The 24,731-nt window shown below is 60.8% G+C and carries 23 protein-coding genes and 1 tRNA gene; 5 read left to right on the top strand and 19 right to left on the bottom strand.

Going from position 1 to position 24,731, the window contains the following annotated elements; translation table 11 throughout:
* Positions 1–16: 16 nt before the first annotated feature.
* The gene (gene glgB / locus ABVS03_RS08320) at positions 17–2,311 is read right to left on the bottom strand and encodes a 1,4-alpha-glucan branching protein GlgB (protein WP_368018743.1); all 2,295 of its coding nucleotides are present in this window, start codon (positions 2,309–2,311) and stop codon (positions 17–19) included.
* Positions 2,312–2,520: 209 nt separating this feature from the next.
* On the opposite strand from glgB, the gene nth reads away from it, so the two are divergent.
* Positions 2,521–3,240, top strand: coding sequence for an endonuclease III (gene nth, locus ABVS03_RS08315; protein ID WP_368018742.1), 720 nt, complete (start codon positions 2,521–2,523; stop codon positions 3,238–3,240).
* 138 nt (positions 3,241–3,378) lie between these two features.
* Here nth and ABVS03_RS08310 read toward each other — a convergent pair whose 3' ends face one another.
* The 16 genes from ABVS03_RS08310 to ABVS03_RS08235 form a co-directional block, all read right to left on the bottom strand.
* Complete coding sequence (locus ABVS03_RS08310) at positions 3,379–3,654, bottom strand: helix-turn-helix domain-containing protein (protein WP_368018741.1); 276 nt, start codon at positions 3,652–3,654, stop codon at positions 3,379–3,381.
* Between the two features lie 556 nt (positions 3,655–4,210).
* Positions 4,211–4,393, bottom strand: coding sequence for a hypothetical protein (locus ABVS03_RS08305; RefSeq protein ID WP_368018740.1), 183 nt, complete (start codon positions 4,391–4,393; stop codon positions 4,211–4,213).
* Positions 4,394–4,677: 284 nt separating this feature from the next.
* Positions 4,678–6,150: an alpha/beta fold hydrolase gene (locus ABVS03_RS08300; RefSeq protein ID WP_368018739.1), complete on the bottom strand. Its 1,473-nt coding sequence runs from the start codon at positions 6,148–6,150 to the stop codon at positions 4,678–4,680.
* 156 nt (positions 6,151–6,306) lie between these two features.
* A complete protein-coding gene (locus ABVS03_RS08295) occupies positions 6,307–7,626 on the bottom strand; it encodes an O-acetylhomoserine aminocarboxypropyltransferase/cysteine synthase family protein (RefSeq protein WP_368018738.1) in 1,320 nt (439 codons plus the stop codon).
* 490 nt (positions 7,627–8,116) lie between these two features.
* Complete coding sequence (locus ABVS03_RS08290) at positions 8,117–8,308, bottom strand: hypothetical protein (protein ID WP_368018737.1); 192 nt, start codon at positions 8,306–8,308, stop codon at positions 8,117–8,119.
* Positions 8,309–8,467: 159 nt separating this feature from the next.
* Positions 8,468–9,013 carry a rubrerythrin gene (rbr, locus tag ABVS03_RS08285; protein ID WP_330972580.1) on the bottom strand — a complete coding sequence of 182 codons (546 nt, stop codon included), beginning with the start codon at positions 9,011–9,013 and terminating at the stop codon, positions 8,468–8,470.
* 78 nt (positions 9,014–9,091) lie between these two features.
* Positions 9,092–9,961 (bottom strand): adenine glycosylase, encoded by an 870-nt coding sequence (locus ABVS03_RS08280; protein WP_368018736.1) that lies wholly within the window; start codon positions 9,959–9,961, stop codon positions 9,092–9,094.
* Positions 9,961–10,467: an Rrf2 family transcriptional regulator gene (locus ABVS03_RS08275; protein ID WP_330972582.1), complete on the bottom strand. Its 507-nt coding sequence runs from the start codon at positions 10,465–10,467 to the stop codon at positions 9,961–9,963. The genes ABVS03_RS08280 and ABVS03_RS08275 overlap by 1 nt, the downstream gene beginning before the upstream one ends.
* Positions 10,468–10,597: 130 nt before the next feature.
* Positions 10,598–11,293, bottom strand: coding sequence for an HAD family hydrolase (locus ABVS03_RS08270; RefSeq protein WP_368018735.1), 696 nt, complete (start codon positions 11,291–11,293; stop codon positions 10,598–10,600).
* A 154-nt stretch (positions 11,294–11,447) separates the two neighbouring features.
* Positions 11,448–11,524 (bottom strand) — tRNA-Asp (locus ABVS03_RS08265).
* Positions 11,525–11,683: 159 nt separating this feature from the next.
* The gene (locus ABVS03_RS08260; RefSeq protein ID WP_368018734.1) at positions 11,684–12,553 is read right to left on the bottom strand and encodes a hypothetical protein; all 870 of its coding nucleotides are present in this window, start codon (positions 12,551–12,553) and stop codon (positions 11,684–11,686) included.
* 135 nt (positions 12,554–12,688) lie between these two features.
* Entirely contained in the window at positions 12,689–13,291 is a 603-nt protein-coding gene (gene recR / locus ABVS03_RS08255) for a recombination mediator RecR (RefSeq protein WP_368018733.1), read from the bottom strand.
* A 1-nt stretch (position 13,292) separates the two neighbouring features.
* Positions 13,293–13,616 (bottom strand): YbaB/EbfC family nucleoid-associated protein, encoded by a 324-nt coding sequence (locus ABVS03_RS08250; protein WP_330972586.1) that lies wholly within the window; start codon positions 13,614–13,616, stop codon positions 13,293–13,295.
* Between the two features lie 32 nt (positions 13,617–13,648).
* Complete coding sequence (gene dnaX / locus ABVS03_RS08245; protein ID WP_368018732.1) at positions 13,649–15,919, bottom strand: DNA polymerase III subunit gamma/tau; 2,271 nt, start codon at positions 15,917–15,919, stop codon at positions 13,649–13,651.
* A gap of 425 nt (positions 15,920–16,344) precedes the next feature.
* Positions 16,345–17,823: a radical SAM protein gene (locus tag ABVS03_RS08240; protein WP_368018731.1), complete on the bottom strand. Its 1,479-nt coding sequence runs from the start codon at positions 17,821–17,823 to the stop codon at positions 16,345–16,347.
* 181 nt (positions 17,824–18,004) lie between these two features.
* Positions 18,005–18,970, bottom strand: a complete 966-nt coding sequence (locus ABVS03_RS08235; protein WP_368018730.1) for an L-lactate dehydrogenase — start codon at positions 18,968–18,970, stop codon at positions 18,005–18,007.
* A gap of 172 nt (positions 18,971–19,142) precedes the next feature.
* On the opposite strand from ABVS03_RS08235, the gene rlmD reads away from it, so the two are divergent.
* From rlmD to ABVS03_RS08215, 4 genes are all read left to right on the top strand, one after another.
* A complete protein-coding gene (rlmD, locus tag ABVS03_RS08230; protein WP_330972705.1) occupies positions 19,143–20,342 on the top strand; it encodes a 23S rRNA (uracil(1939)-C(5))-methyltransferase RlmD in 1,200 nt (399 codons plus the stop codon).
* Positions 20,343–20,353: 11 nt separating this feature from the next.
* Positions 20,354–21,214, top strand: a complete 861-nt coding sequence (locus tag ABVS03_RS08225) for a spermidine synthase (protein ID WP_368018729.1) — start codon at positions 20,354–20,356, stop codon at positions 21,212–21,214.
* Between the two features lie 214 nt (positions 21,215–21,428).
* The gene (locus tag ABVS03_RS08220) at positions 21,429–21,875 is read left to right on the top strand and encodes a hypothetical protein (protein WP_368018728.1); all 447 of its coding nucleotides are present in this window, start codon (positions 21,429–21,431) and stop codon (positions 21,873–21,875) included.
* 133 nt (positions 21,876–22,008) lie between these two features.
* Positions 22,009–22,965: an L-lactate dehydrogenase gene (locus ABVS03_RS08215; RefSeq protein ID WP_368018727.1), complete on the top strand. Its 957-nt coding sequence runs from the start codon at positions 22,009–22,011 to the stop codon at positions 22,963–22,965.
* 79 nt (positions 22,966–23,044) lie between these two features.
* On the opposite strand, the gene purN is transcribed toward ABVS03_RS08215, so the two are convergent.
* Both purN and purM read right to left on the bottom strand, forming a co-directional pair.
* Positions 23,045–23,668 (bottom strand): phosphoribosylglycinamide formyltransferase, encoded by a 624-nt coding sequence (purN, locus tag ABVS03_RS08210; RefSeq protein WP_330972708.1) that lies wholly within the window; start codon positions 23,666–23,668, stop codon positions 23,045–23,047.
* Positions 23,665–24,729, bottom strand: coding sequence for a phosphoribosylformylglycinamidine cyclo-ligase (gene purM, locus ABVS03_RS08205; RefSeq protein WP_368018726.1), 1,065 nt, complete (start codon positions 24,727–24,729; stop codon positions 23,665–23,667). Before purM ends, purN begins: the two co-directional genes overlap by 4 nt.
* Positions 24,730–24,731: the final 2 nt, after the last annotated feature.

The following is a 24,731-nucleotide window of genomic DNA, read 5'->3' as shown; positions in this document are numbered from 1 at the left end:
GAGGCCTCCTATACAACTATCGCTTCGAAGAGCGGGTTGTCCGCTTCTTCGGAGTTGCTGGGGTTTGAGGCTCCGCCGCCTTCTCGGCAGGAGCTGCCTTGGCGGGAGCTTTCTTCGGTGCCTCCTTCTTGGCAGATGTCTTCTTCGCAGGAGCTGCCTTGGCGACAGCAGCTGGCGCAGAAGCAGCAGCATCCTTTGCAGGAGCTGCCTTCTTCGCAGGAGCCTTGCGGGCAGGCGCCTTCTTGGGAGCCGGCTTCTCCGCAGCAGCCTCTGCTGCCTTGGCAGGAGCGGCCTTGGCAGACGTCTTGGACGTGGCCTTCCTCGTCCTGGGCTTTGCCGCAGGCTTCGGCTTGGGCAGGTCTCCCACACGCTTCAAGACGATGCCGCCGAGTGCCGGGATGCGGAGCACGACCGAGTTCTCGCGCCCGTTCCAGGGCACGTCCTCGCTCTTGATATCGCCGACATTGGCGATGCCGGTGCCGCCAAACTCCTTCTCGTCGCTCGTGAAGATCTCTTTCCAGATGCCAGGCGCAGGAATGCCGACACGGTAGTTCTCGTGCGCGGCAACATCGAAGTTGATGACGATTGCAAGATCATCCTTGGGGTCGTCGCCCTTGCGGACGAATGAGATCAGGGACTGCTTTGCATTGTCGGCGTCGATCCACTCGAAGCCGGCTGCATCGTAGCCGCACTGCCAGAGTGCCGGCTCCTGCGTATAGAGCTTGTTCAGCGCTGCGATGAAGACCTGCTGGTCGTGGTGGGCTTCATACTCCTCTGCCATGAAGTACTGGATGCCCTCATACTCGCGCCACTCGATCCACTGGGCAATCTCGTTGCCCATGAAGTTGAGCTTGCCGCCGGGGTGGGTCATCTGGTAGAAGGCAAGCGCCCTCATGCCAGCGAACTGGCGCCAGTAGTCTCCCGGCATGCGGCCGATGAGCGAGCACTTGCCATGCACGACCTCATCGTGCGAGAGCGGCAGGATGAAGTTCTCGTTGAAGGCATACATGATGGAGAACGTGAGCAGCTTGTGGTTGCCCGGCCTCCAGGGGAAGTCCGTCTGGCAGTAGTGGAGCGTGTCGTTCATCCAGCCCATATCCCACTTGAAGTTGAAGCCGAGGCCTCCGACCTCAGGAGGATAGGTGACAAGCGGCCAGGCCGTGGACTCCTCTGCAATCATCATGACATCAGGATGGTAGCGCTCGACCGTGGAGTTCGTCCTCCTGATGAACTCGGATGCATCGAGGTCCTCTTCCGTGCCCTTGGAGTTGAAGCGCTTCTGGGCAGGATCGTCGATACCGAAGTTCATGTAGAGCATGGAGCTCACGCCGTCCATGCGCAGGCCATCTGCATGGTACTGGTCAAGCCAGTAGAGGGCATTGGAGATGAGGAAGGTCCTGACCTCGCCCTTGCCGAGGTTGAACTTGTAGGTGCCCCAGTTCGGATGCTCCTTCTCCTCGTAGAGCTTGTGGCCCACGAAGTTGCCGAGGCCCTGGGCATCCTTGCAGAAGCCGCCCGGCACCCAGTCGAGGATGACGCCGATGCCCGCCTCGTGGCAGGCGTCAACGAAGTGCATGAACTCCTTGGGCGATCCATAGCGGGAGGTCGGCGCATAGTAGCCCGTGATCTGGTAGCCCCAGGAGCCATCGAAGGGATGCTCCATAATCGGGAGCAGCTCGATATGGGTGTAGCCCATCTTCTTCACGTAGTCCACGAGCTCCACGGAGAGCTCGTCGTAGGTAAGGTAGCTGCCGCCTGCGCGCTCCCCTGCCGGAGGCTCCGTGCCGTTGCCGTTGAGTCCGTCATCGTGGCGCTTCCAGGATCCCAGATGCACCTCGAAGATGTTGAGCGGGGACTTCAGCATCTTCCTCTTGTTGCGCTCGAGCATCCAGGCATTGTCGCCCCACTCATAGTGGCGGATATCCGTCGTGACGGATGCCGTATCGGGCGGGCACTGGGCATGGAAGGCATACGGGTCTGCCTTGTAGATGAGCTCTGCTCCAGGCGTAGGCTCTATTGCATACTTGTAGCACTCATCTGCATGGACGCCAGGCACGAAACCGCACCAGATGCCGCCCGTCTCCGTCTCGAAGAGGTAGTCTGCGTTCTCGTCCCAGCCATTGAATTCGCCGACGAGGCGTACGGAGGTGACGCCAGGCGCCCAGACGGCAAAGCAGTAGCCGTCCTCTCCGTCCTGGGTGGCAGGATGGGCTCCGAGCTTGTCGTAGCTGCGGTACCACTCTCCCTTGCCCATCAGGTACACATCGTCTGAACTTATCAGGTAGCGGGCATCCTTCGTCATTTCAGCCATGGACTATCCCTTCCCCCTCATCGGAGCGACCGATGCGCATCCCAGCGCATCTATCATACTCAAATGGCACTCCTATTTTGGCTGTCTTGCACAATATGGCATGCAGGTCATCGCGCTGCTGCATGTCCTGCATGCGTTTATCAGGCGAACCCATTATCATTTCTTACAGTTGCTGAACAACATGTTTCCGGCCAGAGGAGCGAAATCGCATGCCACGGGAGTCCTTAGCATCGAAGAAGAAGCGTGCCATCGAGGTATGCCGCCGCATGGAAGAGAAATATGGCGGAGCCGAGAGCGCCCTTGACTACTACAGCCCCTATACGCTCCTCATCGCAGTCATGCTCTCTGCACAGACGACCGATGCCGGCGTGAACCGTGTGACGCCCGAATTCTTCCGCCGCTGGCCCGACGCTTTCGCCCTGGCACAGGCAGATCCAGCAGAAGTCGGCGAGGTCATCCGCTCCATAGGCTTCTGGCGCGCCAAGGCAGAGCACGCGGTCGAAGCAGCCCAGATCATCGTGGCCGAGCATGGAGGCGAAGTGCCACGGACCATGGGGGAACTGACGAAGCTTCCCGGCGTTGGCAGAAAGACCGCCAATATCGTCCTGAACAAGGCATTCCATGACTGCGAAGGCATAGCCGTGGATACCCATGTCTTTCGCATCGCCACAAGGCTGGGGCTTACCAAGGCCTCTGTTCCTCTCGCAGCAGAGCAGGATCTCCTGAAGCTCATTCCGAAGGAGCTCTGGCCTGATGTCAATGAGCAGTGGATCCATTTCGGCCGTGAGACCTGCAAGGCCCAGCGCCCTCTCTGCGAGGGCTGCATGCTCGCAGACATCTGCCCCTCCTTCGGCCGCCCCGACCGCTACCGCAAGAAGCAGCAGAAGAAGGCCGACAAGAAGGAAGACAGGAAGATGCAGGAAGACTGAGCATTCAATCCCTCTCCTCGCTTTCACTTCTGGCGGATTTTCAGAGCAAATGCAACGCCTGTGAGCAGAAGATCTCCTGCGGGCACTTCCAGCCGAGGCGCCTGGGCGGTCTTCAGTTGGGCATGGCATAGGCCGCGTTCACCTCCGCGTCAGCCGCGCCATCCAGGCTCCCGCCCTTCGGGAGGAAGCCGCAGGAGCCCGCTGGCGTTCCTTCTCCCAGGGGTAGCGGGGCGCGCAGAAGCAGGCGGGGATCCCGAGGCGCTCCTGGATCTGCCGCGCCCGCGCGAGCTCCCTTGAGACAGCCGGCTTGTCCCTGCCGATCGTCCTTGCAATCTCGCGGACGCCTTTGGGCTGCCTGGCGAGCAGCATCACGTCCTCGCGCTCCTCAATGCCAAGATGGCTGCAATGGCCCACGGCTTCCTCCTACGATGCATGTGTCTTCGCAAGCACCATCGCAGGACTGCCGTGAGCCATTTCATGCGCTCAGGAGGCGTTGCACTCGGAGTGAAAAATCCGCCCTCTTATTCCTTGGCAAAGATGGTCCTTGCCCATCATCTGTGGCTTCCAGACTAGCTAAATCTCGCTGCGCCATATCTTCTCATGCGCCCTTCCAAAGCCGCACCATGCCATCGCCGCAAGCTGCACAGCAAGATAGCCAGGAAAGAGCCGCTGCGACTCTGCTCACAGGCGTTCTTCCAAGAATCTCTGTGCGCGCCTCTCTGGAGATGCCACCAAAATCGGGTGCAGTTATTGCAAGCGTGAAGAACGCCGCGACATCAAGCCTTCCCTCATCGAAAGACTGCCTGTCAAGAGCAAGATAGGTGCGGCTGGCTCCGCTCATTCTGTACTGCACGGGCCTTGAGGAAGAACGAGGCCTCGCTATTCCTTCTGCAGGGGAATCTCGAGAATGACTTCCTGATACTCAACCTGCTCATTCCGCAATCGAGCAGCTCAGAAAGTGCTCGCACCTCTATCTCGGCTCCCATAGCGCCTGCTGTATGTTGAACTGGGCAGGATCGATTCCGCCGGTCACAATATGCAGCTTGCAGTCTCTCTGCTTCTTTGGCTGGCATGACCGCTTGAAAACCTCAGTCATCCACTTTGCGCTTTTGCTGTCCAGGACCACTATCTGGCCGATGCTAGAAGTAGCCATATGCCACATCCCTCTCGCCGTTGACGCTCGCGATGCGAGCTGGTCATATCCTGTGCCTTCGGTCAGGGCATTCTAAGCTTGTATATATTCAATGTCTGAGCTGGTATTTTGTAAGGTTCATGTTAGATGTCCATGAGGCTTTCCTAAAGTTATTTAAATCATATTTGCAATTTATAGGATAGTGCTGGCGTTGGAAGGTAGCTCGAGCCGTCCTTAGCAAGAAGGCCGCTGCCCTTATCCGAAGCAGCAGCCTTCAATGCGGAAGCGGCAGGAGCGGCAAGCTCTCAGAGCACGTCCTTGAGGTCTCCCCTGTCCCTGGCTTCTGCCAAAAGATGGGCAAACACCTTGTCTCCGTGCAGCCCGTCATGCTCGAACTCGTTCGTGACCCAGGCATGGGAGACGCCCACGCGGGAGAGCGTATCGAGCTGGAGGCCGGAGTCCACATAGGCATCGTCGAAGTAGACGGCGGCCTGGAGCGGCACCGTATTGCGCTTCAGCTGCTCCTGGTCATAGAGGTGTCCGAACTCCGTATCCTCCATCAGAAGATCCATCGCAGGACGGAACGGGATGAGGGCTGGATCCTCATCGAACATCCAGGGGAACATGGCCTCGGCAAAGAGCATCAGAGGACGCGCAGAAGGTGCGAATTCAGGCCTTCCGGCCGCTTCCTGGGCTGCTGCCCACCTGATGGGATGCTCCATCTTCCCGTCTGCATAGATGAACTCCTGGAGCGTCCAGTAGAGGGGGTTTGAAGGCGATGCCGTCATGTCCATGACCGCATGCCTGAAGCCATCCGAGAGCTCCACCTTCGCAGGATCTCCGCCCGCTGCAGCAAGTGCCGCCTTGGCCGAGCCATCCCCTGCCACGAAGGCCGTGTCGAAGAGGTTGTGGAGGCGCTCAGGCGCAGGCTTCATGCCGAGGCCCGCCCCTATGAGCTGGAGACGGCGGATGGAGAAGGGCGAGCCATCAGGCAGCGTGACGTCTCCTGCAGCAAGGCGGTCTGCGACAAGCGCGACCCTCTTCTCGTCTTCCGGATAGCGCTCGTAGAACCCTTGGGTCTTCTTCACCATGCGCGGGAACGTATGGGCATAGACATCTGCTGCGTCTGCCGGGATATGGGGGATGCCGCCGCAGGTGAAGGCTGCCGCCACCCCTTCAGGGAAGGTCGACAGGTTTGCCATGGTCAGGAACCCGCCATAGCTCTGCCCGAGCGTCACCCACCTCTCGCCCCCGAACTCAGAAAGTCTCAGATATTCGAAGTCACGGATGATGGAGTCAGCCAGGAAGCGCTTGAGATAGTCTGCCTGACGGCGTGCAGGGTCTGCCCCTTCGGCCTTGGCCTCTGCACCGATGCGATTGATGACAGAGCCCTCGACACGGGAGGAGCGGCCGCATCCTCGCTGGTCGGGAAGCACGATGCGAAAGTGCTTGATCGCCTCTGCCATCCACCCGTCCGTATACGGATTCAGGGGACGCGGCTCTGCTCCTCCCGGGCCGCCCTGGAGATAGACGATGAGCGGCAGGTGCTCAGAGCCCTTCTCGGGGCTTCTGACGATGCGGTAGAAGAGCGAGATGGATTTCCCTGCAAAGACCGAATCTGGGCTCTCGTTGGCGCTCTCGCGCGCCAGGAGGGTCATATCGTCCACGCTCACGCCCGCCAGCTCAGCAGGCGAGGTTCCGCGCCAGTCAAGCGGCACTGGAATCGAGTGGTCCTCCACAAGAAGCCCTGGCAGGCAGTACTCGCAAAGCTTGCTCATAGCCATCCCTTCTCCGGTGCATCCGGCACCGGCATCCGTTTCTGCCCTCCCATCATATCCCCCACCGGCACAGAAAAGCCCCGCAGGCATATAAGCGCCTGCAGGGCTGCCGAGTCAACGGGGAGGGAGAATATGCGCTTGAAGGTGGAGCTGTGCCTACACGCGGGCAAGAGCCTGGTCGAGGTCGGCGATGATATCGTCGACATCCTCGATGCCGACAGAGAGGCGGATGAGGTCCTCGGAGAGGTGTGCTGCCTTGAGCTGCTCAGGCGTGAGCTGGGAGTGGGTCGTAGAGGCCGGGTGGATGATGAGGGACTTCGCGTCACCGACGTTGGCAAGGTGCGTGAAGAGCTTCACGTTGTTCACGACGGAGAGTCCTGCCTCGCGGCCGCCCTTGACGCCGAAGACGACGACGCCGCCGAAGCCATGCTTCAGGATGCGGCTTGCCACCTCATGCGACGGATCGTTCTCGAGTCCGGAGTAGCGGACCCAGGAGACCTTCGGATGGTGCTCGAGGAACTTGGCGACAGCAAGAGCGTTGTCGCAGTGGCGCTGGACACGCAGGGACAGGGTCTCGATGCCGATGCCGATGAGCTGTGCTGCATACGGGGAAAGGGTCGGGCCGAAGTCGCGGAGCTTGTTCGCAAGGACGCGGGTCGAGAACGGAGCAGCCGGTGCTGCATCTGCGAAGACGACGCCGTGGTAGGAAGGATCGGGACCTGCGATGGTCGGGAACTTGTCCGCCTGTGCCTTCCAGTCATACTTGCCGGTATCGATGACAGCGCCGCCGAGCGTGGCACCGTGGCCGCCGATCCACTTCGTGAGGGACTCGATGACGACTGCAGCGCCATCCTCTGCCGGACGATAGAGATAGGGCGTTGCGAACGTGTTGTCGACAAAAACAGGCACCGGAGACGGCAGGGAGTTTGCTGCCTCGACGATGGCGGGGACATCAGCGACGTCGACGAGCGGGTTGCCGATGGTCTCGACGTACCAGAGCTTCGTGTTCTCCTTCGTGGCTGCGACGAAGGCGTCGATATCGTTGTTCTCGACGAACGTGGTCTCGACGCCGAGGTCGCCGAGCGTGTGCAGGAAGATGTTCCAGGTGCCGCCGTAGAGGGAGTCGGAGGCGACGATGTGGTCGCCTGCACCGACGAGGTTCGTGAGTGCGAGGATCTCTGCTGCATGGCCAGAGGCAACGGCAACTGCACCGGTACCGCCCTCGATAGCAGCGACACGGGCTGCGACAGCGTCGGTCGTCGTGTTCGTGAGGCGGCCGTAGACGTTGCCCGGCTTCGCAAGAGCGAACTTTGCTGCACCATCAGCGGCGTCATCGAACTGGAATGCTGCGGATGCATAGATAGGAAGTGCTGCGGAACCGGTCACTGGATCGGGTGACCAGCCTGCATGTACCTGAAGGGTGTCGAAGTGCTTCTCGGGGTCCTGTGCGAACGTGGGGTCGAGTTCGAATGCCATGATCTTGTGCTCTCTTTCTGGCGCCGGAGCGCGTGTCTTTTTTTCTTCAGCGAAGCATCACGCCCGGTACCCTATGCCTTCATCTGAAGGCACATCACAAGAGCCCGGGCCCCTGCATGCAGCGCATCCGATATGTCGTCGTCTTTTCCATGCGCTGCATGTTAGCGCAAGCCGAACGCTCGAGGCAGCTCAGAGCTATACCTGTATCCACCTCGTAGTTATCTCTCAAATAGATAACCTGATTTATCTGCGCATATATAGATAAAAGAGGCATTCAGACTCGAAAAATCGGTCCTTCGGGAGCCTCGGTCTCTGGGTCTCTCTGCCGGAAGAAGATCTTCCGTCCATACATGCTGCACACACAGGAGCTTTCCGGCACAGAAGCCCGCACGTCCGCCAGAGGAGCGCCTCCGCATGCAGCTCTTCAGGCCCATCGGGACGACCGCATGCCACGTTCTGGATCCGTGGGGGCAGCAGATGCCTCCAGGCCTCACGCATCCAGGAAATCAGACAGGTCGATCTCCTTCCCCACGGCACCAGCCTCCATGTTCGCAATGGCTCTGTCCATCTCTGCCAGCGTCCTGGCATCGATGCTGTCCCTGCATGCATCCTTGTCAGAGCCGCTGCTGGAAGGCGCCTCCCGCTTCCCTGGTGCCATCTCTCCGTCCGTCATGGCGTCCATGATGCGCGCGTTTCCGTTTCTGCAGCACTTGCCCTGCTGAGAGCCAGGTCTCGGCTGCCCGCTGCCTGCCCATAAGAATGGTCCCGCACGCCGCCTAGTGCGCACGGGACCAGAGCATCGCTCAGATATCATGCAGCCTTGAGGCTGCCCCCATCTGGTCTAGTAGTTGACGACTTCCTCCTGGAAGTAGGACTGCGGGTGGTTGCAGACCGGGCAGACCTTCGGAGCCTCAGGGCCGACATGGAGGTGTCCGCAGTTCAGGCACTTCCAGACCTTCACGCCCGGACGGCTGAAGACGTCGCCTGCTGCGACATGCTCCTCGAGCTTGTTGTAGCGCTCCTCATGATGCTTCTCGATAGCGCCGACCATGCGGAACTTGGCTGCAATCTCCTTGAAGCCCTCTTCGTCGGCCTTCTCAGCGAAGCCCTTGTACATATCGGTCCACTCGTAGTGCTCGCCTGCAGCAGCATCCTTGAGGTTCGTATCGGTGTCCGGCATGGCTCCGCCGTGCAGATACTTGAACCAGAGCTTTGCATGCTCGCGCTCGTTGCCCGACGTCTCGGTGAAGATGTCGGAGATCTGGACATAGCCGTCCTTCTTGGCCTGGGATGCATAGTAGGAGTACTTGATGCTTGCCTGGGACTCGCCAGCGAAGGCAGTCTCAAGATTCTTCTTTGTCTCGGAATTCTCGAAATCGACAGCCATGGGTTTCCCCTCTCAATCATGCATGCTTTGCCAGCCCCTTGCTGGCCCTCTCCGCATGCTTATTGATTCTTATACCCATTAAGCACGATATCTTGCAAGAGTTTTTCGACAGAATCCCTCATTTCTGAGGTCATCGAGAATCGACTCTGCCATCTCCTGGCTGACAGGGGCACGCCCCTGCGCCTCTTCCTGGGAAGAGAGCGAACGCGCAGCCTCCTCGGCCGTGATGCCGGCATCCCCTGCGGCAAGGACAAGGCGAAGGAGGGCTGCCCTCTTCTGGCGATGCGATCCCTCGAACTTCGACTGCTTCGTATGGGAGGCAGACCTTCTGGAGGGGTTCGGCGCTACACGCTTGAGATAGGCCCCGAAATCGAGGAGGGCATAGTACCAGGTCCTCGGATCGTCTGTGGAGTCTTCTGCCGTCTTGGGGCAGCACCTCTCGACGAGAGGCGCTATTGCCTTGTCAGGCACCGCTGTATCATCCGGGAAGAGCTCATGCAGGAAGACCGTGCGGACATTCGTATCGAGATAGATGCCTGGAAGGTCGAAGGCAAAAGCACGGATGCCTGCTGCTGTCGTGGGGCCGATTCCTGGAAGGGCAACCAGCTCCTTTGCGTCTGTCGGAAAAGAGCCAAGCTCGGAGATCTTCTGTGCTGCCTCATGCAGCGCCAGGGCACGCCTGTTGTAGCCCATGCCCTGCCACTCCTGGAGGACATCTGCCGTGGGCACCTGAGCCAAGGACTCCACATCAGGAAAACGCTCAAGCCACCTTTCCCAGCGGCCAAGCACACGCTGAACCTGTGTCTGCTGGAGCATGACCTCGGAGATCCATATCGCATACGGGTCTCTGGTCTCCCGCCAAGGAAGGTCGCGCCAGAGGATGCGCCCCTGCTCGAGCACGAGATGCCGGAAAGATCCGAGCTCCTCGTCTGTGACAGAGCCTCTCATCACTCAGCTTCGCCGCTTGCAGCATCCTTCTTCTCTGCCGCGCGCTTCTCCATGAAGGCATTGAGGTCGGAGATGAGCTCTCGTGTCTTGGCAGGATCTGCGCCGAGCGCAGCCTCCTTCAGGGAGAACGAGGAGAGATAGGCCTCCAAGAGCGTCTGTGCACCGCACCAGATGGGATTGAAGGGGCAGAAGGGCTTCCTCGGGCAAGGCGTCTGGCCCTCGCCGCAGACATCGCAGGCTGTGAGCATCATGGGGCCCTGCACTGCCTGGACAATGTCCAGAAGCGTCACGGTCTCTGGATCCACTGCGAGGCTCATGCCGCCATGCGCACCGCGCGTGCTTGCGATGATGCCGGCCTCTGCCAGATCGTGCTGGATGGAACGGGCGAAGGAATAGGGGATGCTGTTCTCTTCGGCAGCGGTCCTGACCGACAGCACCGTATCGGGGTCACGCACGAGTGCCGCCATCATCCGCAATGCGTAATCGGTCTTTCTCGAGATATCCAACGTGCCCTCCACGCTCTGCCAGCTCAGTATCACTGGTCAGAAGGATAGCGATATTCATGCGTCATGTGGGCAATTGTCACAAATTGCGCAGCATCTGTTTTTGCCAGACTGCAATCAGGGACACTCTTCCCTATTTCCACTCCAGAATCGGGAAGCCTTCACGCTTTGCAGCCCGCTCGAGCGTCTGGCCGGGCGTGACCGCATAGCCATGCTTTGCAGTCTTGAGCATCGCGTAGTCGGAGAAGTGGTCGCCGTAGGCATAGGCGACTTCCCAGTTGCCCGGTCCGAAGGCACCATCTGCCCATTCCTTGACGGCACGGGGCTTCTCCGAGCCCTGGGTGACGTCTCCTTCGACCCTGCCGGTGTAGTTGCCCTCAGGGTCCACTTCCATCTTCGTCGCAATGACGGCGTCCGTGCCGAGCACTTCCTGGGCGCAGAGGGCTATGACCTCGAACGTCGCAGAGACGAGCACGGTGACGCAGCCTTCGCGCTTCCTTTTTGCGACCTCGGCGATGGCTTCCTTGCGGTAGCGCTTTATCAGCACCTCGTTGTGGAAGTCCACCATGATCTGGCGGATCTCTTCAGGGCTGTAGCGGGAAAGGGCAGAGAAGATGACCTCACGAGCCTCATCCTGGCGATAGGGCAGATGGAGCTTGTAGCGGGCACCCCACCAGCCAAGGCGCAGGCCTGTGGCCACTCCGAGATAGTTATGCCTGAAGAGATAGAGCGAGAACAGGGCACCGGACTGTCCGTCGATGCACGTGCCATCGTAGTCGAAGACGGCCAGCTGGACACGCTTCTTGTCCTCTTTCGGGGCTTCCCCCATGCAAGATCCCTTCCACCTTCGTCCTGGCACACCGAGACCAGAACCCGCCCAGTTTATGCCCTCCTGCCGCCGGCAGCTTTCAGAGCATCTTGGCTTCCGGCAGAAACTTCTCTGCATACGAAAAAGGGCTCCCGAAGGAGCCCTGAAGGTGCAATGGCGGGATATGCGGGGCTCGAACCCGCGACCTCCGACGTGACAGGCCGGCGCTCTAACCAGCTGAGCTAATACCCCGTTCGGTGCGAGAGCTATATTACGCGAAATCGAGCACCGAAGGCAAGCCCCAATTTGAAAAACTTTCCCAAAGGCGCCTTCTTCTGGATATGAGAAGGGCTCTGCGCTGCATTGCCGCAGCTCAGAGCCCTGACAGAACGACTTGTGGAGGAATTGTCGTTACATGAGGCTGACCTGGACGGTACCAGAATCCGTCGTCACATCGAGGTTCGACCCGTCGAGCACAGCCTCGGTGATCTGGCCCGAGCCGCCCACAGGGTTGCCGTCAGAGTCCACGACGGCAGAGGCAACAGAGCCGTCAGCCAGCACATAGGCAATGACATCCCAGGTGCCATCGAGGTTCTCGGGGATGATGAAGGCGCCCTGATAGAGGATGAGCGAGACCGGAGTTCCGGAGAGCTGGACGACCGTATAGCTGTAGTTGCCGGAGCCATCGAGCTTCGCAAGCACCCAGCCGCCTCCCTGCTCCATGAGGCCATACGACGCGTCGTGGTATGTCATCGTGTCGTTCGAGGCTACCTGCTGCTCTTCCTGCTGCGTCTGGGCATCCTCGCCCGTCTGCGTCTGCGTCGTCGAGGAGAGCGCATTGTTGAAGATGACGATCATTGCAATGACGACGACAGCTGCGGCAATCGCGATGCCGATGAAGAGCTTCTTGTTCGTCTGCATGCGCGGAGCCGTGCTTTTGACCTTCGGACGGTTCCTGCCCTGGAGGCGGACATTTCCCTTCCTCGCCTTGCGCATCATGTGCGAGCGGGCAGCAGCCGCTGCCTCCTCGGCGTTGTCCCTCGACGTGAGGACAGCGCCCTCGCCGCTCGAGAGCTTCTCGAAGGCACCGGTCTCCTCAGGGTCGACACCGATGGGGCGGGGTGCGTCTCCCTCGCCTGCAACCGGGTCCTCCCCTACCATCGGACGTCCTGCAGAATAGGGGGATGTCGAGGATGCATAGCCCGTCACATCGGGACCGAATCCTCCCTGCGCATGCCGTGCGGCATGGCGGGGTGCATGCTTCTGATTGTCGAAAGGCACTTCTCTGCCTCCTCGTTTCAGGTTTCATGCCTGCACCCGGATGGACACAGGCATCCTGTCTACATTTTCTGCCAAGCAGCGGGGGCTCATGCTGCCCCGTCCAATAAAGCGCGAGGTCCGCACAACCTTCTAAGCCTAGAGGACGCGCCTCTCCTCTATTGCATGGCCAAGCGTCACTTCGTCTGCGTATTCGAGGTCTCCGCCCACAGGAAGGCCGCTTGCAAGGCGGCTCACCGTGATGCCGAGAGGCTTTATCTGGCGGCTCAGATAGGAGGCTGTCGTCTCGCCTTCGACATTGGGGCTCGTGGCCAGGATGACCTCCTGGATCTCTCCGTCCGCGAGGCGAGCCATGAGCTCGCGCACATGGAGCTGCGCGGGTCCTATCTTGTCCATAGGACTGATGACGCCACCAAGCACATGGTAGAGGCCGTGATAGCTTCCCGTGCGCTCTATCGCCTCGACGTCACGCGGCTCTGCCACGACGCAGACCTCTGAGCGGGTGCGCGTCGGATCTGCGCAGATGTCGCAGGTATCCCCTGTCGCATAGTTGAAGCAGATCGGGCAGAAGTGCACCTCGCGCTTCACGTCGAGGATGGCATCGGCGAGGCGCTCTGCCTCCTTCGCATCCGCTTCGAGGAGATAGTAGGCAATGCGCTGCGCCGACTTCGGGCCGATGCCAGGAAGGCGTCCCAGCTCGTCCAGAAGCCGCTGCAGGGCATGCTCCGTCCTTTCCGCCATCCTAGAAGAGTCCCGGGATGTTGAGGCCACCCGTAATGGAGCCAAGCTCGGAGGATGCTGCAGACTGGGCAGAGTCGAGCGCATCGTTCACAGCAGCAAGGATCATGTCCTGGAGCAGGTCCACGTCCTCGGGATCGAGAGCCGAAGGCGCGATCTCGATCGACTTGAGCTTCATGTCGCCCGTTGCCACGACCTTCACGGTGCCACCGCCTGCGGTGGCGGTGACTTCCTTGTCCTTCAGGCCCTCCTCTGCGGATGCAAGCTGCTCCTGCATTGCACGAGCCTGCTGCATGATTGCATTCATATCGAGATTGCGCTTTGCCATCGCGGTGCCTTTCCTGTCTTCAGTGACTCTATCTATTCGTCTTCGTCGTCCGCATCGTCTGCGGCTTCCTCGATGCCGGTATCTGCATCGTCGTCTTCGACTTCCTCCTCGTCAGGGGAAGGCTCGACCACGACATTGATGCCGGGGCCGAAGACCGACTCGAGCATGTCGGCAATGTCCTTTGGTATACCCTCGGTCTCCTTGAGAGGCGTGCCTTTCTGGGGCTCTGCCTCATCGCTCACAGGAAATCCGCTCGAGGCAGCTTCCTTTGCAGGAGCTGCCGCTGGCGCCGGTGCAGGTGCGGGCTTCGGCGCAGGAGCAGGGGCCGGTGCTGCCACCGGTGCCTCTTCTGCATATCCCGCCACGTCTGCATCGCTATAGGGCACCTGCTCATCTGCTGGCGGCTCGTCCCACGGCATGGGCTCAGGTGCAGCTGCCGGCTGAGGCTCAGGTACGGGAGCAGGCGCTGGCGCTGGTGCAGCCGGTGCAGGCGCTGCCTGCGGCTGTGGTGCCGGTGTCTGGACTGGGGCAGGGGCCGGAGCGGGCGCTGCCGCCACCGGCGCCTGCTGCACGGGTGGCTGAGGAGCACGTGGCGCTGCGGCACGTGCCTTCGGCTTCGAGCTCTTCGCTTCCACATAGTTCGGATAGCGAGGGCCGAAGACCGCAATGATGGCAGGACGGACGATGGAGTCGACGTCTCCCCTGGCCAGCATATGGAGCGAGAACGAGGAGCCCTTCGGAAACTCGATCGTGAGGCTCTCACCGTCGTCTGCGACCGCATGGCTCGAAGCCAGAAGCGAGGCGCGGGCAGGGTCCTTCTTCCGGAGGCTGTCCTGGACCTGCTTCCACATGCGCTGGAGACGCGCTGTGTCCTGCACAGGAGCGGTCGGAGCCGCTGCCTGCGGACGTGCCTGAGGGGCTGCTGCAGGAGCCGGTGCCGGAGCTGCCGTCCTCGGAGCAGGAGCTGGCGTGTAGGCAGGTGCCGGAGCAGGAGCTGATGATTGCGCAGGCGCCTGTACCGGAACCGGTGCAGGAGCTGCCTGGACAGCTGGGGCTGGAGACTCAGGTACAGGTGCTGCGGCGGGCTCTGCCACGACTCTCGAGCTCACCGGCACAGGAGCCGGCGATGCCATGACCACACCAGGGGCAGTGAGCGCTGCAACCTGCTCTTCGAGGTCATGCACGCGCTCTGCCAGGGACTCGAGCGTGAGATCCGATTGCGGCCTTGCCATCTTCGTGAAGGCAATCTCGAGCACGAGGCGCTGGTTCGGCGCCGTGCGCATCTCCGAGGAGGTGTCTCCCAGAAGAGAGAGCACACGTGCCAGCCTGTCAGGCGTGCCGAAGGCATCTGCCTCCTCCTGAAGCTTTGTCACATCTCCTGCCGCAGCGGGGACAAGCTTGGGGTCTGCCCCAGCGACAGAGACGACGTAGACATCGCGCACATGGGCGGCAAGCTCGCGCGTGAACTGCAGGAGATCGCGTCCGGCATCCACGAGTGCCGCTGTCTCGTTCATGAGCTCTGCCACATCGCGGCGGGCGATGGCAGAGACGATATTGGCAAGCGTCTGGCTCTGGACCTCGCCGAGGGCGCTTCTGACCGCCTGGAGCGTGATCCTGTTGTCCGAAAAGACGGCAATCTGCTCCAAGGTTCCCAGAGCGTCCCTCATGCCGCCTCTGGCATGGGCGGCGATGAGGGCCAGGCCCTCATCTTCTGCCTCGAAGCCCTCCTTCGCACAGACATCGGCCAGATGCGCCTTGATGTCGTCTGCAGAGATAGCGTGGAAGTCGAAGCGCTGGACACGCGAGAGGATCGTCTGCGGAATCTTCTGGGGGTCGGTCGTGCAGAGGATGAACACGACATGCTCAGGCGGCTCTTCGAGCGTCTTCAGCAGCGCATTGAAGGCTGCCGTCGTGAGCATGTGGACCTCGTCGATGATGTAGACCTTGTAGGAGCCCATGGAAGGCGCGAAGCTCACGCGGTTGATGATCTCCTCGCGCACGTTGTCCACGCCCGTGCGGCTTGCCGCATCGAGCTCATAGACATCCGGGTGCTCCCCTGCCGCGATGAGGCGGCACTGCTCGCATGTGCCATCGGGAAGCTGGCCTGGCCCCTTCTCGCACATGAGGGCCTTGGCCAAGATCCTTGCCATCGTCGTCTTGCCGGTGCCTCTGGGGCCGCAGAAGAGATAGGCATGAGAGACCCTGCCTTCGAGCACAGCATGCTCGAGCGTCGATACCACATGCTTCTGTCCGACGACATCCTGGAAGGTCAGGGGCCGGTATTTTCTGTAGAGCGATTCCATCTGGTCTCCTGGAGGGAGGGTATGTGCTCAGTCCAGTATACGCGCGCACCCGTCTGACAGAAAGCCGGGCAGGAAGCGCCCTAGGGCAGGAAATGCGGTGCAGGGCAGGTGGGATCGTTCCAATCGAAAGAAAGGTACGGCCATGGTGAACATTGAAACCGTCATAAGTCTCGTTGGAATCCTCATTGCGGCTACGGAGCTCGGAATCTGGATTGGATGCCATTCTGGGCGAAGAGGAAAATAGCCGCCCCGCCCAAGCGGAAGCGGCCACTCTCCACATCCCAAAAAGATTCAAGGAGCGGCCAATTCCCGCAGCATCGGGAGCCGCCTCCGTATTGATTCTACGCGCCTCTCAAGGCCTCTACAGCAAAAGAGGGCACAGCCGAAGCTGCGCCCTCCTGATCGATCTCTCGAAGCTCTGAGGCTTACTGCTGGTCCTGCAGAGCCTTCTCGGCTTCCTCGTCCTCTTCGGCGATGGCCTTTGCCTTGATATCGACGCCCGTGCAGCTCATGGCATCGGCGTAGATCTTCTTTCCGGTCGGGTGCTCTTCGAGCCAGAGCTCCTTGGCCTTCGGTGCCCACTCCTTGGCATACGGAGCGGTGCGCTCGCAGAGCTGGTCTGCGGTCTCGGGGGCCGTGTAGTCGGAGCTGTGTGCGCCGGACTCCTTGACGATCTCGGGCAGGAGGTACGGGTTCTCGAGCATCGGGCAGGGCTGGAGCATGTTGTCGTTCCAGGGATAGTGAGCACGGTAGGCCTGGAAGATCGGCTGGTGCAGGCAGTCGAGCCAGCTCATGTCACGAATGTTCACGTTCGAGTAGTGGATGAAGACGCAGGGCTCCACGTCGCCACGGGCGTTCACGTGGCAGTAGGCACGGCCTCCTGCAATGCAGCCGCCGACGTACTCGCCGTCATTCTGGAAGTCCATTGCGAAGATGGGCTTGCCGCCGGTGACGCCACGGATCTCGCGGATGCGGTGCAGCATGTACTCGCGCTGCTCGACCGTCGGCATGAGGTCGGCATTGGCACCGTCGCCGACCGGCATGTAATGGAAGTACCAGGCGTAGCGGCAGCCCTTCTCGATCAGAAGGTCGATGAACTTGTCGGAGCTGACGCGCTCGACGTTGGCGCGGGTGTAGCAGGTCGAGGTGCCATAGAGCAGGCCATACTTGTGCATGAGATCGAAGGCACGCATGACCTCCTCGAAGGAGCCCTCGCCACGGCGGCCGTCGTTCACGGTCGGCTCATAGGACTCGAGGGAGACGGAGAAGACGATGTTGCCGAGCTCCTGGACCTTCTGGCAGAACGGCTCGTCGACGAGCGATGCGTTCGTGAAGATGTTGAAGAGGGACTCGTTGTGCTTCTCGGCGATCTTGAGGATGTCGGCCTTGCGGACGAGCGGCTCGCCGCCCGTGAGCATGAAGAGGTGGGTGCCGAGAGCCTCTGCCTCGGTGACGAGCTTGTCGATCTCGTCGTAGGAGAGGTTCAGACGGTTGCCGTATTCTGCTGCCCAGCAGCCGACGCAATGCTTGTTGCAGGCAGACGTCGGATCGAAGAGGATGATCCAGGGCACGTTGCACTGGTACTTCTCTGCATTCTCGGTCGTGTTGCGAAGTCCTCGGAATGCTGCCTCATAGCCGCCATTGAGGATGGCAGTCTTGAGCACGTTGTGGTCGGTCTGGTCGATAACGTCGAACAGGAACTTCTCCCACTTCGACCCCGGATACAGGGCTGCCTTCATGCCACGGGTAGCTCCCGGGTTCGTGTCCTTCAGGAGCTTTCCTGCCATATCCACGAACTTGTCGATGTTCTTCTCGCGGTCAGGACCTGCAACGGTCTTCAGAGCCTGATCGAGCGCAATGCTGAACGCCTTGCGTTCTGCTGCATGAGCCAGCTTTGACTGCATAGTGCCTCTCCTTCTAGCGTGCACCGAACCAGCGTATCCGCAGATAGCAACTATTTTTGACGCCGATTCAAATTGACTAGGAGTACTTTACCACCCCACTGCCATCCCTCAAGTCACAAATCTCTCCTTGCGCATATTCTGAAAGGAATCCAAACGCAATCAGCAGAATGGACAGGGTTGCCTATGCACCGAACGCATGGAGCCAGCCCAGTCCATCCACATTTGCACGGATATGGGCGCAGCTTGCCTGCCACTTGGCCACCTCGTCCTCGGAAAGCTCCGGCGCGAAGATGTGCTCCACGCCGGCAGCGCCGATGACGCAGGGAAGGGATGCCCAGACGCCGGTGACGCCGTAGACGCCCTCGATGCGTGTCGATACCGGCGTCACGAGCTTCGTATCGCCGAGGATGGCAGAGACGATCTTCACGGTGCCGCGGGCGATGGAGTACTCCGTGCAGTGCTTGCCCGCCATCGTGACGTAGCCGCCGCGGCGTGCCTCTTCCTCGAGCTTGTCGCGGTCGAACTTCCTGCCTGTCTGTGCCTCCACCTCATCTGCCGTGAGGCACCCAAGCGTCACATGGCTCCAGCAAGCAAACTCGGAGAAGCCATGCTCGCCGAGCATCCAGGCATGGATGCTCTGAGGGTCATAGCCTGTGGCATGGGAGATGGCATGCTGGAAGCGGGCAGAGTCGAGCGTCGTGCCGGATCCTATGACGCGCCTCCAGTCATAGTGGCCGCTCTCCTGCCAGATGGCCTCTGCCACCACGTCGTTCGGGTTCGAGACGCTCACCCAGATGCCGGCAAATCCTGCCTCCATGATGCGGGGCACAAACGTCTTCGCCTCTTCAGGCGTGACCACATTCTCGCCGTCACGGTCCTTCTGCGACGCCTCGATATGGCCCGTGGCATTCACGATCACATCGCACTCAGCCAGCTCCTCATAGCGCGTGTCGCACTCATGGACCTTTGCGGCCCTTGGATAGAACGCCATCGCATCTTGCAGATCGTTCACCTGGGCACGGCAGAGCTTCTCATCCTTGTCCGAGATGAAGAGCTCCGTCACAAGGCCCTCTTCGAGCAGGGCATTCGCGACATGCGCTCCCACATGGCTTGCTCCGATGATGCCGACCTTTGCCTGGCTCTTCATGCCATCCTTCTTTCTCTTCGATGCATCTTCCACATCCGACTCTACCCGTTGCATAGAGGAGCTGTACAGGAACCCATGCCATTTTGGCCCATTCGGCCACCCAGCAGCAGACCTGCGCCTTCTTAGGGCTACCATCAGGAGCAGAAACATGCATCGAGAGCGAGGAGACCCCATGGGATACCGTACCTACACCTGCCCTTCTGCCGCACGCTGCGGCGGCTGCGAATGGCTCAATGTCCCCTATCCCATACAGCTGAAGCGCAAGCAGGCGGCACTCGAAGAGACCTTCAGGCCCTTCCTCGAAGGTGCTTCTGCACCCGAGCTTCTCCCGATCGTCGGTATGGACGAGCCTCTGCACTACCGCCACAAGGCAGCGACGCCCTTTGCCCCTGCCCCTCATGGCCGCATCCGCTACGGCTTCTATGCCAAGGGCACGCACCGCATCATGAATGTGCCCGAGTGCCTGGCAGAAGACCCGAGATGCCGCGCCATCCTGGCATCAGTTGCGAAGACCGCAGAGCGCATGCACATCTCTGCCTACGACGAAGACCGCGGACGCGGCGTCCTTCGGCATGCTGTCGTGCGCTGCGCCTGGAAGACCGATGAAGTGCTCCTGACCGTCGTCGCAAACGGCGAGAGCCTGCCCCACGAGAAGGAGTTCGTCGAGCGCTTCCTCGAGTACACGCCCGAGGTCACGACGCTTGCCCTGAACTCGAACGAGCGCAGGACGAATGCAATCTTGGGACCCCATACCCGCACCTTGAAGGGCACTGGCGTCATGCACGACGAGCTTCTGGGCTGCCGCTTTGCGATCGGCCCCGTCTCCTTCTACCAGACAAACCCGGAGCAGACCGAGAAGCTCTATCAGCTTGCGATCGAGCCCGTGCTGGCAGCTGCAAAGGAGGGCTCTGCCCTCGAGGTGCTCGATGCCTACTGCGGCCTTGGCACGATCGGCATCTGCCTTGCCGCCGAAGCGAAGGCACAGGGAAAGGAAGCCCATATCCTCGGCGTCGAGAAGGGCGCCGAGGCAATCCGACTTGCCAAGCGCAATGCGCGGGACAATGGCCTTGAGGATGCATGCCGCTTCGTCTGCGACGATGCCACGAACTATCTCGAGGCGCTTGCTCGCCAGGGCCGCCACTTCGATATCGTGGTCCTGGATCCTCCGCGCGCAGGCTCGACGCCTGAGTTCCTCTCAGCTGTCGCAACCCTGGCGCCTGAGCGCATCGCCTATATCTCCTGCAATCCCGAGACACAGGTGAGAGACCTCATGGTCTTGGCCGAGCGCGGCTACCACGTGGACTCCATCCAGGGCGTCGACATGTTCCCGCACACGAAGCATACGGAGACCGTCGCTGTGCTGACGCGCTAGGGAGCAGCCTCATGGATTCCAGGATGAAGAAGGTACTTGCTGCAGGAGCGCTTGCCGCCGGTACCGCAGCAGCCGTCGCCGCCCTGAAGGGGGCAGATCCCCATCTTGTGCGCTGCCAGGACGGATGGGCTCTTGTCTCGACCCATCGGATCGAAGGCACGCCCGTGCGTGTCATGCGGCAGGGCGGTGTCTGGCAGTCTGCCACCTATCTGGGAGATGCGTGGGCTGAACCCGTCTTTGCCTACTACCGTGCCTTTGATGCCATCTTCTCAGCCAGCCCTGCCTTCGAAGCAGCATCGGGCCATGCAATCGCCCATGCCCTCATGATCGGCGGAGGCGGCTTTGCCTGGCCGAAGCATGCGCTGACAGAGCATGCAGATCTCTCGCTCACCGTCGTCGAGCATGATCCGGCAACGATTGCCTGTGCCCGCAGGTGGTTCTATCTCGACCGGCTCGAGCGCGAAGCAGGAGAGCGCCTCTCTGTCATCTGCGCTGACGGACGTGCCTTCCTCGAAGAGGCAGATGCACGCTTCGATGCGATTCTGAACGACGCCTTCACAGGAGCTCTCCCTGTACGCTCGCTTGCCACGGTCGAGGCAGCACGTGCCATGAAGGCACATCTCGTGCCCGGCGGCCTCTATGCGGCAAACGTCGTATCTGAAGATGAGGGAGAGGATGTCTCGTTCCTGCGCGACTGCGTGGCAACGCTTGAAGAGGTCTTCGCGCACGTCGCAGTGCTCCCTGCCGAAGACGAGACGTATGGAGGCGAGGACAACTACCTCGTCGTGGCAACAGACGCAGCGCTCGCTCTTCCCGATGCCATCCCCTTCGACGAGGAGTTCCTGGGTACGATACTTGAAGATGAAGGCTGAGATCTCGGCTCCTCCTGTGCCCTGAAGACAGGAGGAGCCCCATGCGCGCCTATGTGATCCATGAAGAAGGGGCCAGAAGCCCTCACCCCTGAAGAGGTCCCGGTGCCTCAGGTGCGCCCCGGCGGTCGCTCATCCGCATCCGCGCCTTCGGCCTCAACCATTCGGAGATCTTCACGAGGCAGGGCCTCTCCCTTCTGTCACCTTCCCGAGAATCTTGGGCATAGACTGCACGGGCGAGATTGCCGAGACGACCGATCCGGAGAGGCTGCCACGCGGCCAGAAGGTCGTCTCCCTCATGGGCGAGATGGGACGTGCCTCCGATGGCAGCTATGCAGAGTATGCACTCGTTCCGAATGAGCAGATCTATCCGGTTGCGTCCGATCTTCCCTGGGAAAAGCTTGCCGCCATCCCCGAGACCGGATATACCGCCTATGGGTCGATCCAGAACCTGAAGGTGGAAGACGCGGACCATATCCTGGTCCGCGGCGCCACAAGCTCTGTCGGCATTGCCGCGGCACGCCTCCAGGCCCTCTTCGACGAGATCGCACGGACTCATGCCGACCTGGGACCGGCAAAGGTCTTCCCCTTCTCCGAGCTCAGGGTAGCCCACACCTGGCTCGGCAGCGAGAGATCCGGAGGCAAGGCGGTCATCGTCCTCTGAGACTCTCCCAACATGTACCTTCTGTTGCCCCGCTGTGACGTTTATGCTCCATTTCCTGTCTTCTGCCGGCGCCTGATTCATCGAAGCGTATCGTAGATGACGCTCAGCCAGCTTTCAGAAAGAGAGGATGGACATGGCATTCCGCAATTCGAAGGCAGTGATCGTCGGTGTCGGCAACGTCGGTGCGACCTGCGCCTACAGCTTCGTGAACCAGCTGCTCTGCGAAGATCTTGTTCTCGTGGACGTGAACAAGGACAAGGCCTTGGCAGAGGCGCTCGATATCCAGCATTCCGTCTACTTCATGAACCGCAACATGCATGTGAGGGCAGGAGACTACTCTGAGTGCAAGGATGCCGATGTCGTGGTGATCTCTGCATCTGCACCGATGCCAAAGGACTCCCACGACCGCCTCGAGATGCTGAGACCATCCATGGGCCTCATGAAGGCCATCATGACCTCGATCATGGAGGCAGGCTTCCATGGCATCCTGATCGTCGTCTCGAACCCTGTCGATGTTATGACCTACTACGCCTGGAAGCTCTCGGGCCTGCCTGCCAACCAGGTCATCGGCTCCGGCACGAACCTCGATACGGCACGCCTCTGCACGGCATTCTCCCGCATGTACGATCTCGACGCCCGGAATGTCGAGGCCTATGTGATGGGCGAGCACGGCGATTCCGAGGTCGTCGTCTGGGACTCCGCCACGATCGGCGGCAAGAGGATCGACGATGTCCTGCGTGACAACGCCTCCCGCACGAAGGGCACGACGAAGCAGGAGCTTGCGCATGAGGTCGTGGAAGCCGGCTGGGACATCTTCAACCGCAAGGGCAACACCTGCTACGGCATTGCCTCTTCGGTGACCGCTATCGCCCGCTCGATCTTCTTCGACGACAATGCGATCTATCCGGTGAGCGTCCGCCTCACGGGACAGTATGGGATCGATGGCGCCTTCCTCTCGGTGCCGACGATCTTGGACCACACCGGTGCCAAGGAGATCGTCGAGATCCGCCTCGCCGAGGACGAGCTTTCCGCTCTCCAGAAGTCGGCAAAGCTCCTCGAGGAGTACTACGAGATCGTAGACAGCAACTAGGCTGTCCAGAACATAGCTATGCACGAAGGGAGCCGGACCAGACGATCCGGCTCCCTTCTTCTTTGACCTGTTCCCGCTTCTAGTCTGCGAGGTAGGGCACGCCGTCAGGACGGTAGGCGAGCTTGCCCTGGGCAAGCTTCTCGATCACATAGGGATAGAGCACGTGCTCGATCTCGTGGATATGCGCCTCGAGCTCATCCACATCCCAGGCAGGGTCGACCTCGAGGGCACGCTGGGCCAGGATCGGGCCGCAGTCATAGCGGTTGTCTGCGACGTGTACCGTGACGCCTGTGACCTTGACACCGTAGTCGAAGGCATCCTGGATGGCGTGGGCACCCTTGAAGCTCGGCAGAAGCGCCGGGTGGATATTGAGCACTCGTCCCGGGAAGGTCGCGAGGATCGGCTCATGCACCATGCGCATGTAGCCTGCCATAACGACGTAGTCGACATTCTTCTGCTTGAGCTCTGTCGCGATGACCATGTCGGCCTGGATCGGGTCGGCGTAGATCGTCTTGTCGAGCGTAAGCGTCTGGATGCCTGCCTTCTGGGCACGCTTCAAGCCGAAGGCAGAAGGACGCGACGAGACGACAAGCTCGATCGAGGCATCGAGGGTGCCATCAGCGATACGGTCGATCAGTGCCTGCAGGTTCGTGCCGGAGCCGGAGATGAGGACACCGAGCTTGAGCTTCTTTGCCTCGCTCATCGGTAGACCACCTTGCCCGTGCCTTCCGTGACCTCGCCCATAACGAAGGGATGGAGGCCTTCTGCCTCGAGGTCCTCGCAGACCTCGTCGAGGTCGTCCTGCGCGCAGAGGATGGACATGCCGACACCCATGTTGAAGGTCTTGTAGGCCTCGTCGGGGGTGAGACCTGCCGCCTTCACGCAGTAGTCGATGACAGGCGGGACATCCCAGGCAGGACCATCCGCACCTCCTCGGTCGACGACCGCGTCAAGCGTCTTCGGAAGCGCACGGTTCAGGTTCTCCGTGATGCCGCCGCCTGTGATGTGTGCCATTGCATGGATCGGCGCGCCCTTGCGAAGGACATTCATGAGCTTGCCGGCATAGATTGTCGTCGGGCGCATGACAGCGTCAGCCAGAGACTCACCGCCGAGCTCGGGAAGCGGACGCTCGAGCTCTTCCACGGTCTTGCCCTCGATTGCGACCTTGCGGACGAGCGAGTAGCCGTTCGAGTGGATGCCGGAGGAAGGAAGGCCGATGATCGCGTCACCGAGCTTCACCTTCTCGGGGCCGATCATCTTAGGGCGATCGACGACGCCCACGACGAAGCCTGCGAGGTCGTAGTCATCCGGCTTCATGACGCCAGGATGCTCGGCCATCTCGCCGCCCACAAGGGCACAGCCGCTCATCTTGCAGCCTTCGGCGATGCCCTTCACGATCTCTGCGACATGCTCGGCGCGGAGCTTGCCGATAGCGATGTAGTCAAGGAAGAACAGGGGCTCTGCTCCCAGAGGCACGATATCGTCGACGCACATGGCAACGAGGTCCTGGCCGACCGTATCGTGGCGGTCGAGGAGCTGCGCGATGGCAAGCTTCGTACCGACGCCGTCCGTGCCGGAGACGAGAATCGGGTCCTCCATATCCTTGCAGGCTGCGAGCGAGAAGCAGGAGCCGAAGCCGCCGAGGCCTCCAATCACCTCAGGACGGTTCGTCTCTGCAACGGCAGCCTTGATCGCATCGACCGCGCGTGCGCCCTCGTCGACATCGACGCCGGCATCCGCATAGCTCATATGCTTTGTTTCCATAG

The sequence above is a fragment of the Olsenella sp. AGMB03486 genome, assembly GCF_040884255.1.
Classification (GTDB): Bacteria; Actinomycetota; Coriobacteriia; order Coriobacteriales; family Atopobiaceae; genus Olsenella_L; species Olsenella_L kribbiana.
The sequence above is the reverse complement of the archived record's forward strand: the minus strand, read 5'-3'. Positions and strand labels throughout refer to the sequence as shown.

Excerpts from the sequence above, each read along its gene's own strand:
- glgB (WP_368018743.1), bottom strand. The coding sequence starts at position 2,311 with ATGGCTGAAATGACGAAGGATGCCCGCTACCTGATAAGTTCAGACGAT.
- nth (WP_368018742.1), top strand. The coding sequence starts at position 2,521 with ATGCCACGGGAGTCCTTAGCATCGAAGAAGAAGCGTGCCATCGAGGTA.
- ABVS03_RS08305 (WP_368018740.1), bottom strand. The coding sequence starts at position 4,393 with ATGGCTACTTCTAGCATCGGCCAGATAGTGGTCCTGGACAGCAAAAGC.
- ABVS03_RS08300 (WP_368018739.1), bottom strand. The coding sequence starts at position 6,150 with ATGAGCAAGCTTTGCGAGTACTGCCTGCCAGGGCTTCTTGTGGAGGAC.
- ABVS03_RS08295 (WP_368018738.1), bottom strand. The coding sequence starts at position 7,626 with ATGGCATTCGAACTCGACCCCACGTTCGCACAGGACCCCGAGAAGCAC.
- ABVS03_RS08290 (WP_368018737.1), bottom strand. The coding sequence starts at position 8,308 with ATGGACGCCATGACGGACGGAGAGATGGCACCAGGGAAGCGGGAGGCG.
- rbr (WP_330972580.1), bottom strand. The coding sequence starts at position 9,013 with ATGGCTGTCGATTTCGAGAATTCCGAGACAAAGAAGAATCTTGAGACT.
- ABVS03_RS08280 (WP_368018736.1), bottom strand. The coding sequence starts at position 9,961 with ATGAGAGGCTCTGTCACAGACGAGGAGCTCGGATCTTTCCGGCATCTC.
- ABVS03_RS08270 (WP_368018735.1), bottom strand. The coding sequence starts at position 11,293 with ATGGGGGAAGCCCCGAAAGAGGACAAGAAGCGTGTCCAGCTGGCCGTC.
- recR (WP_368018733.1), bottom strand. The coding sequence starts at position 13,291 with ATGGCGGAAAGGACGGAGCATGCCCTGCAGCGGCTTCTGGACGAGCTG.
- ABVS03_RS08250 (WP_330972586.1), bottom strand. The coding sequence starts at position 13,616 with ATGGCAAAGCGCAATCTCGATATGAATGCAATCATGCAGCAGGCTCGT.
- dnaX (WP_368018732.1), bottom strand. The coding sequence starts at position 15,919 with ATGGAATCGCTCTACAGAAAATACCGGCCCCTGACCTTCCAGGATGTC.
- ABVS03_RS08240 (WP_368018731.1), bottom strand. The coding sequence starts at position 17,823 with ATGCAGTCAAAGCTGGCTCATGCAGCAGAACGCAAGGCGTTCAGCATT.
- ABVS03_RS08235 (WP_368018730.1), bottom strand. The coding sequence starts at position 18,970 with ATGAAGAGCCAGGCAAAGGTCGGCATCATCGGAGCAAGCCATGTGGGA.
- rlmD (WP_330972705.1), top strand. The coding sequence starts at position 19,143 with ATGGGATACCGTACCTACACCTGCCCTTCTGCCGCACGCTGCGGCGGC.
- ABVS03_RS08225 (WP_368018729.1), top strand. The coding sequence starts at position 20,354 with ATGGATTCCAGGATGAAGAAGGTACTTGCTGCAGGAGCGCTTGCCGCC.
- ABVS03_RS08215 (WP_368018727.1), top strand. The coding sequence starts at position 22,009 with ATGGCATTCCGCAATTCGAAGGCAGTGATCGTCGGTGTCGGCAACGTC.
- purN (WP_330972708.1), bottom strand. The coding sequence starts at position 23,668 with ATGAGCGAGGCAAAGAAGCTCAAGCTCGGTGTCCTCATCTCCGGCTCC.
- purM (WP_368018726.1), bottom strand. The coding sequence starts at position 24,729 with ATGGAAACAAAGCATATGAGCTATGCGGATGCCGGCGTCGATGTCGAC.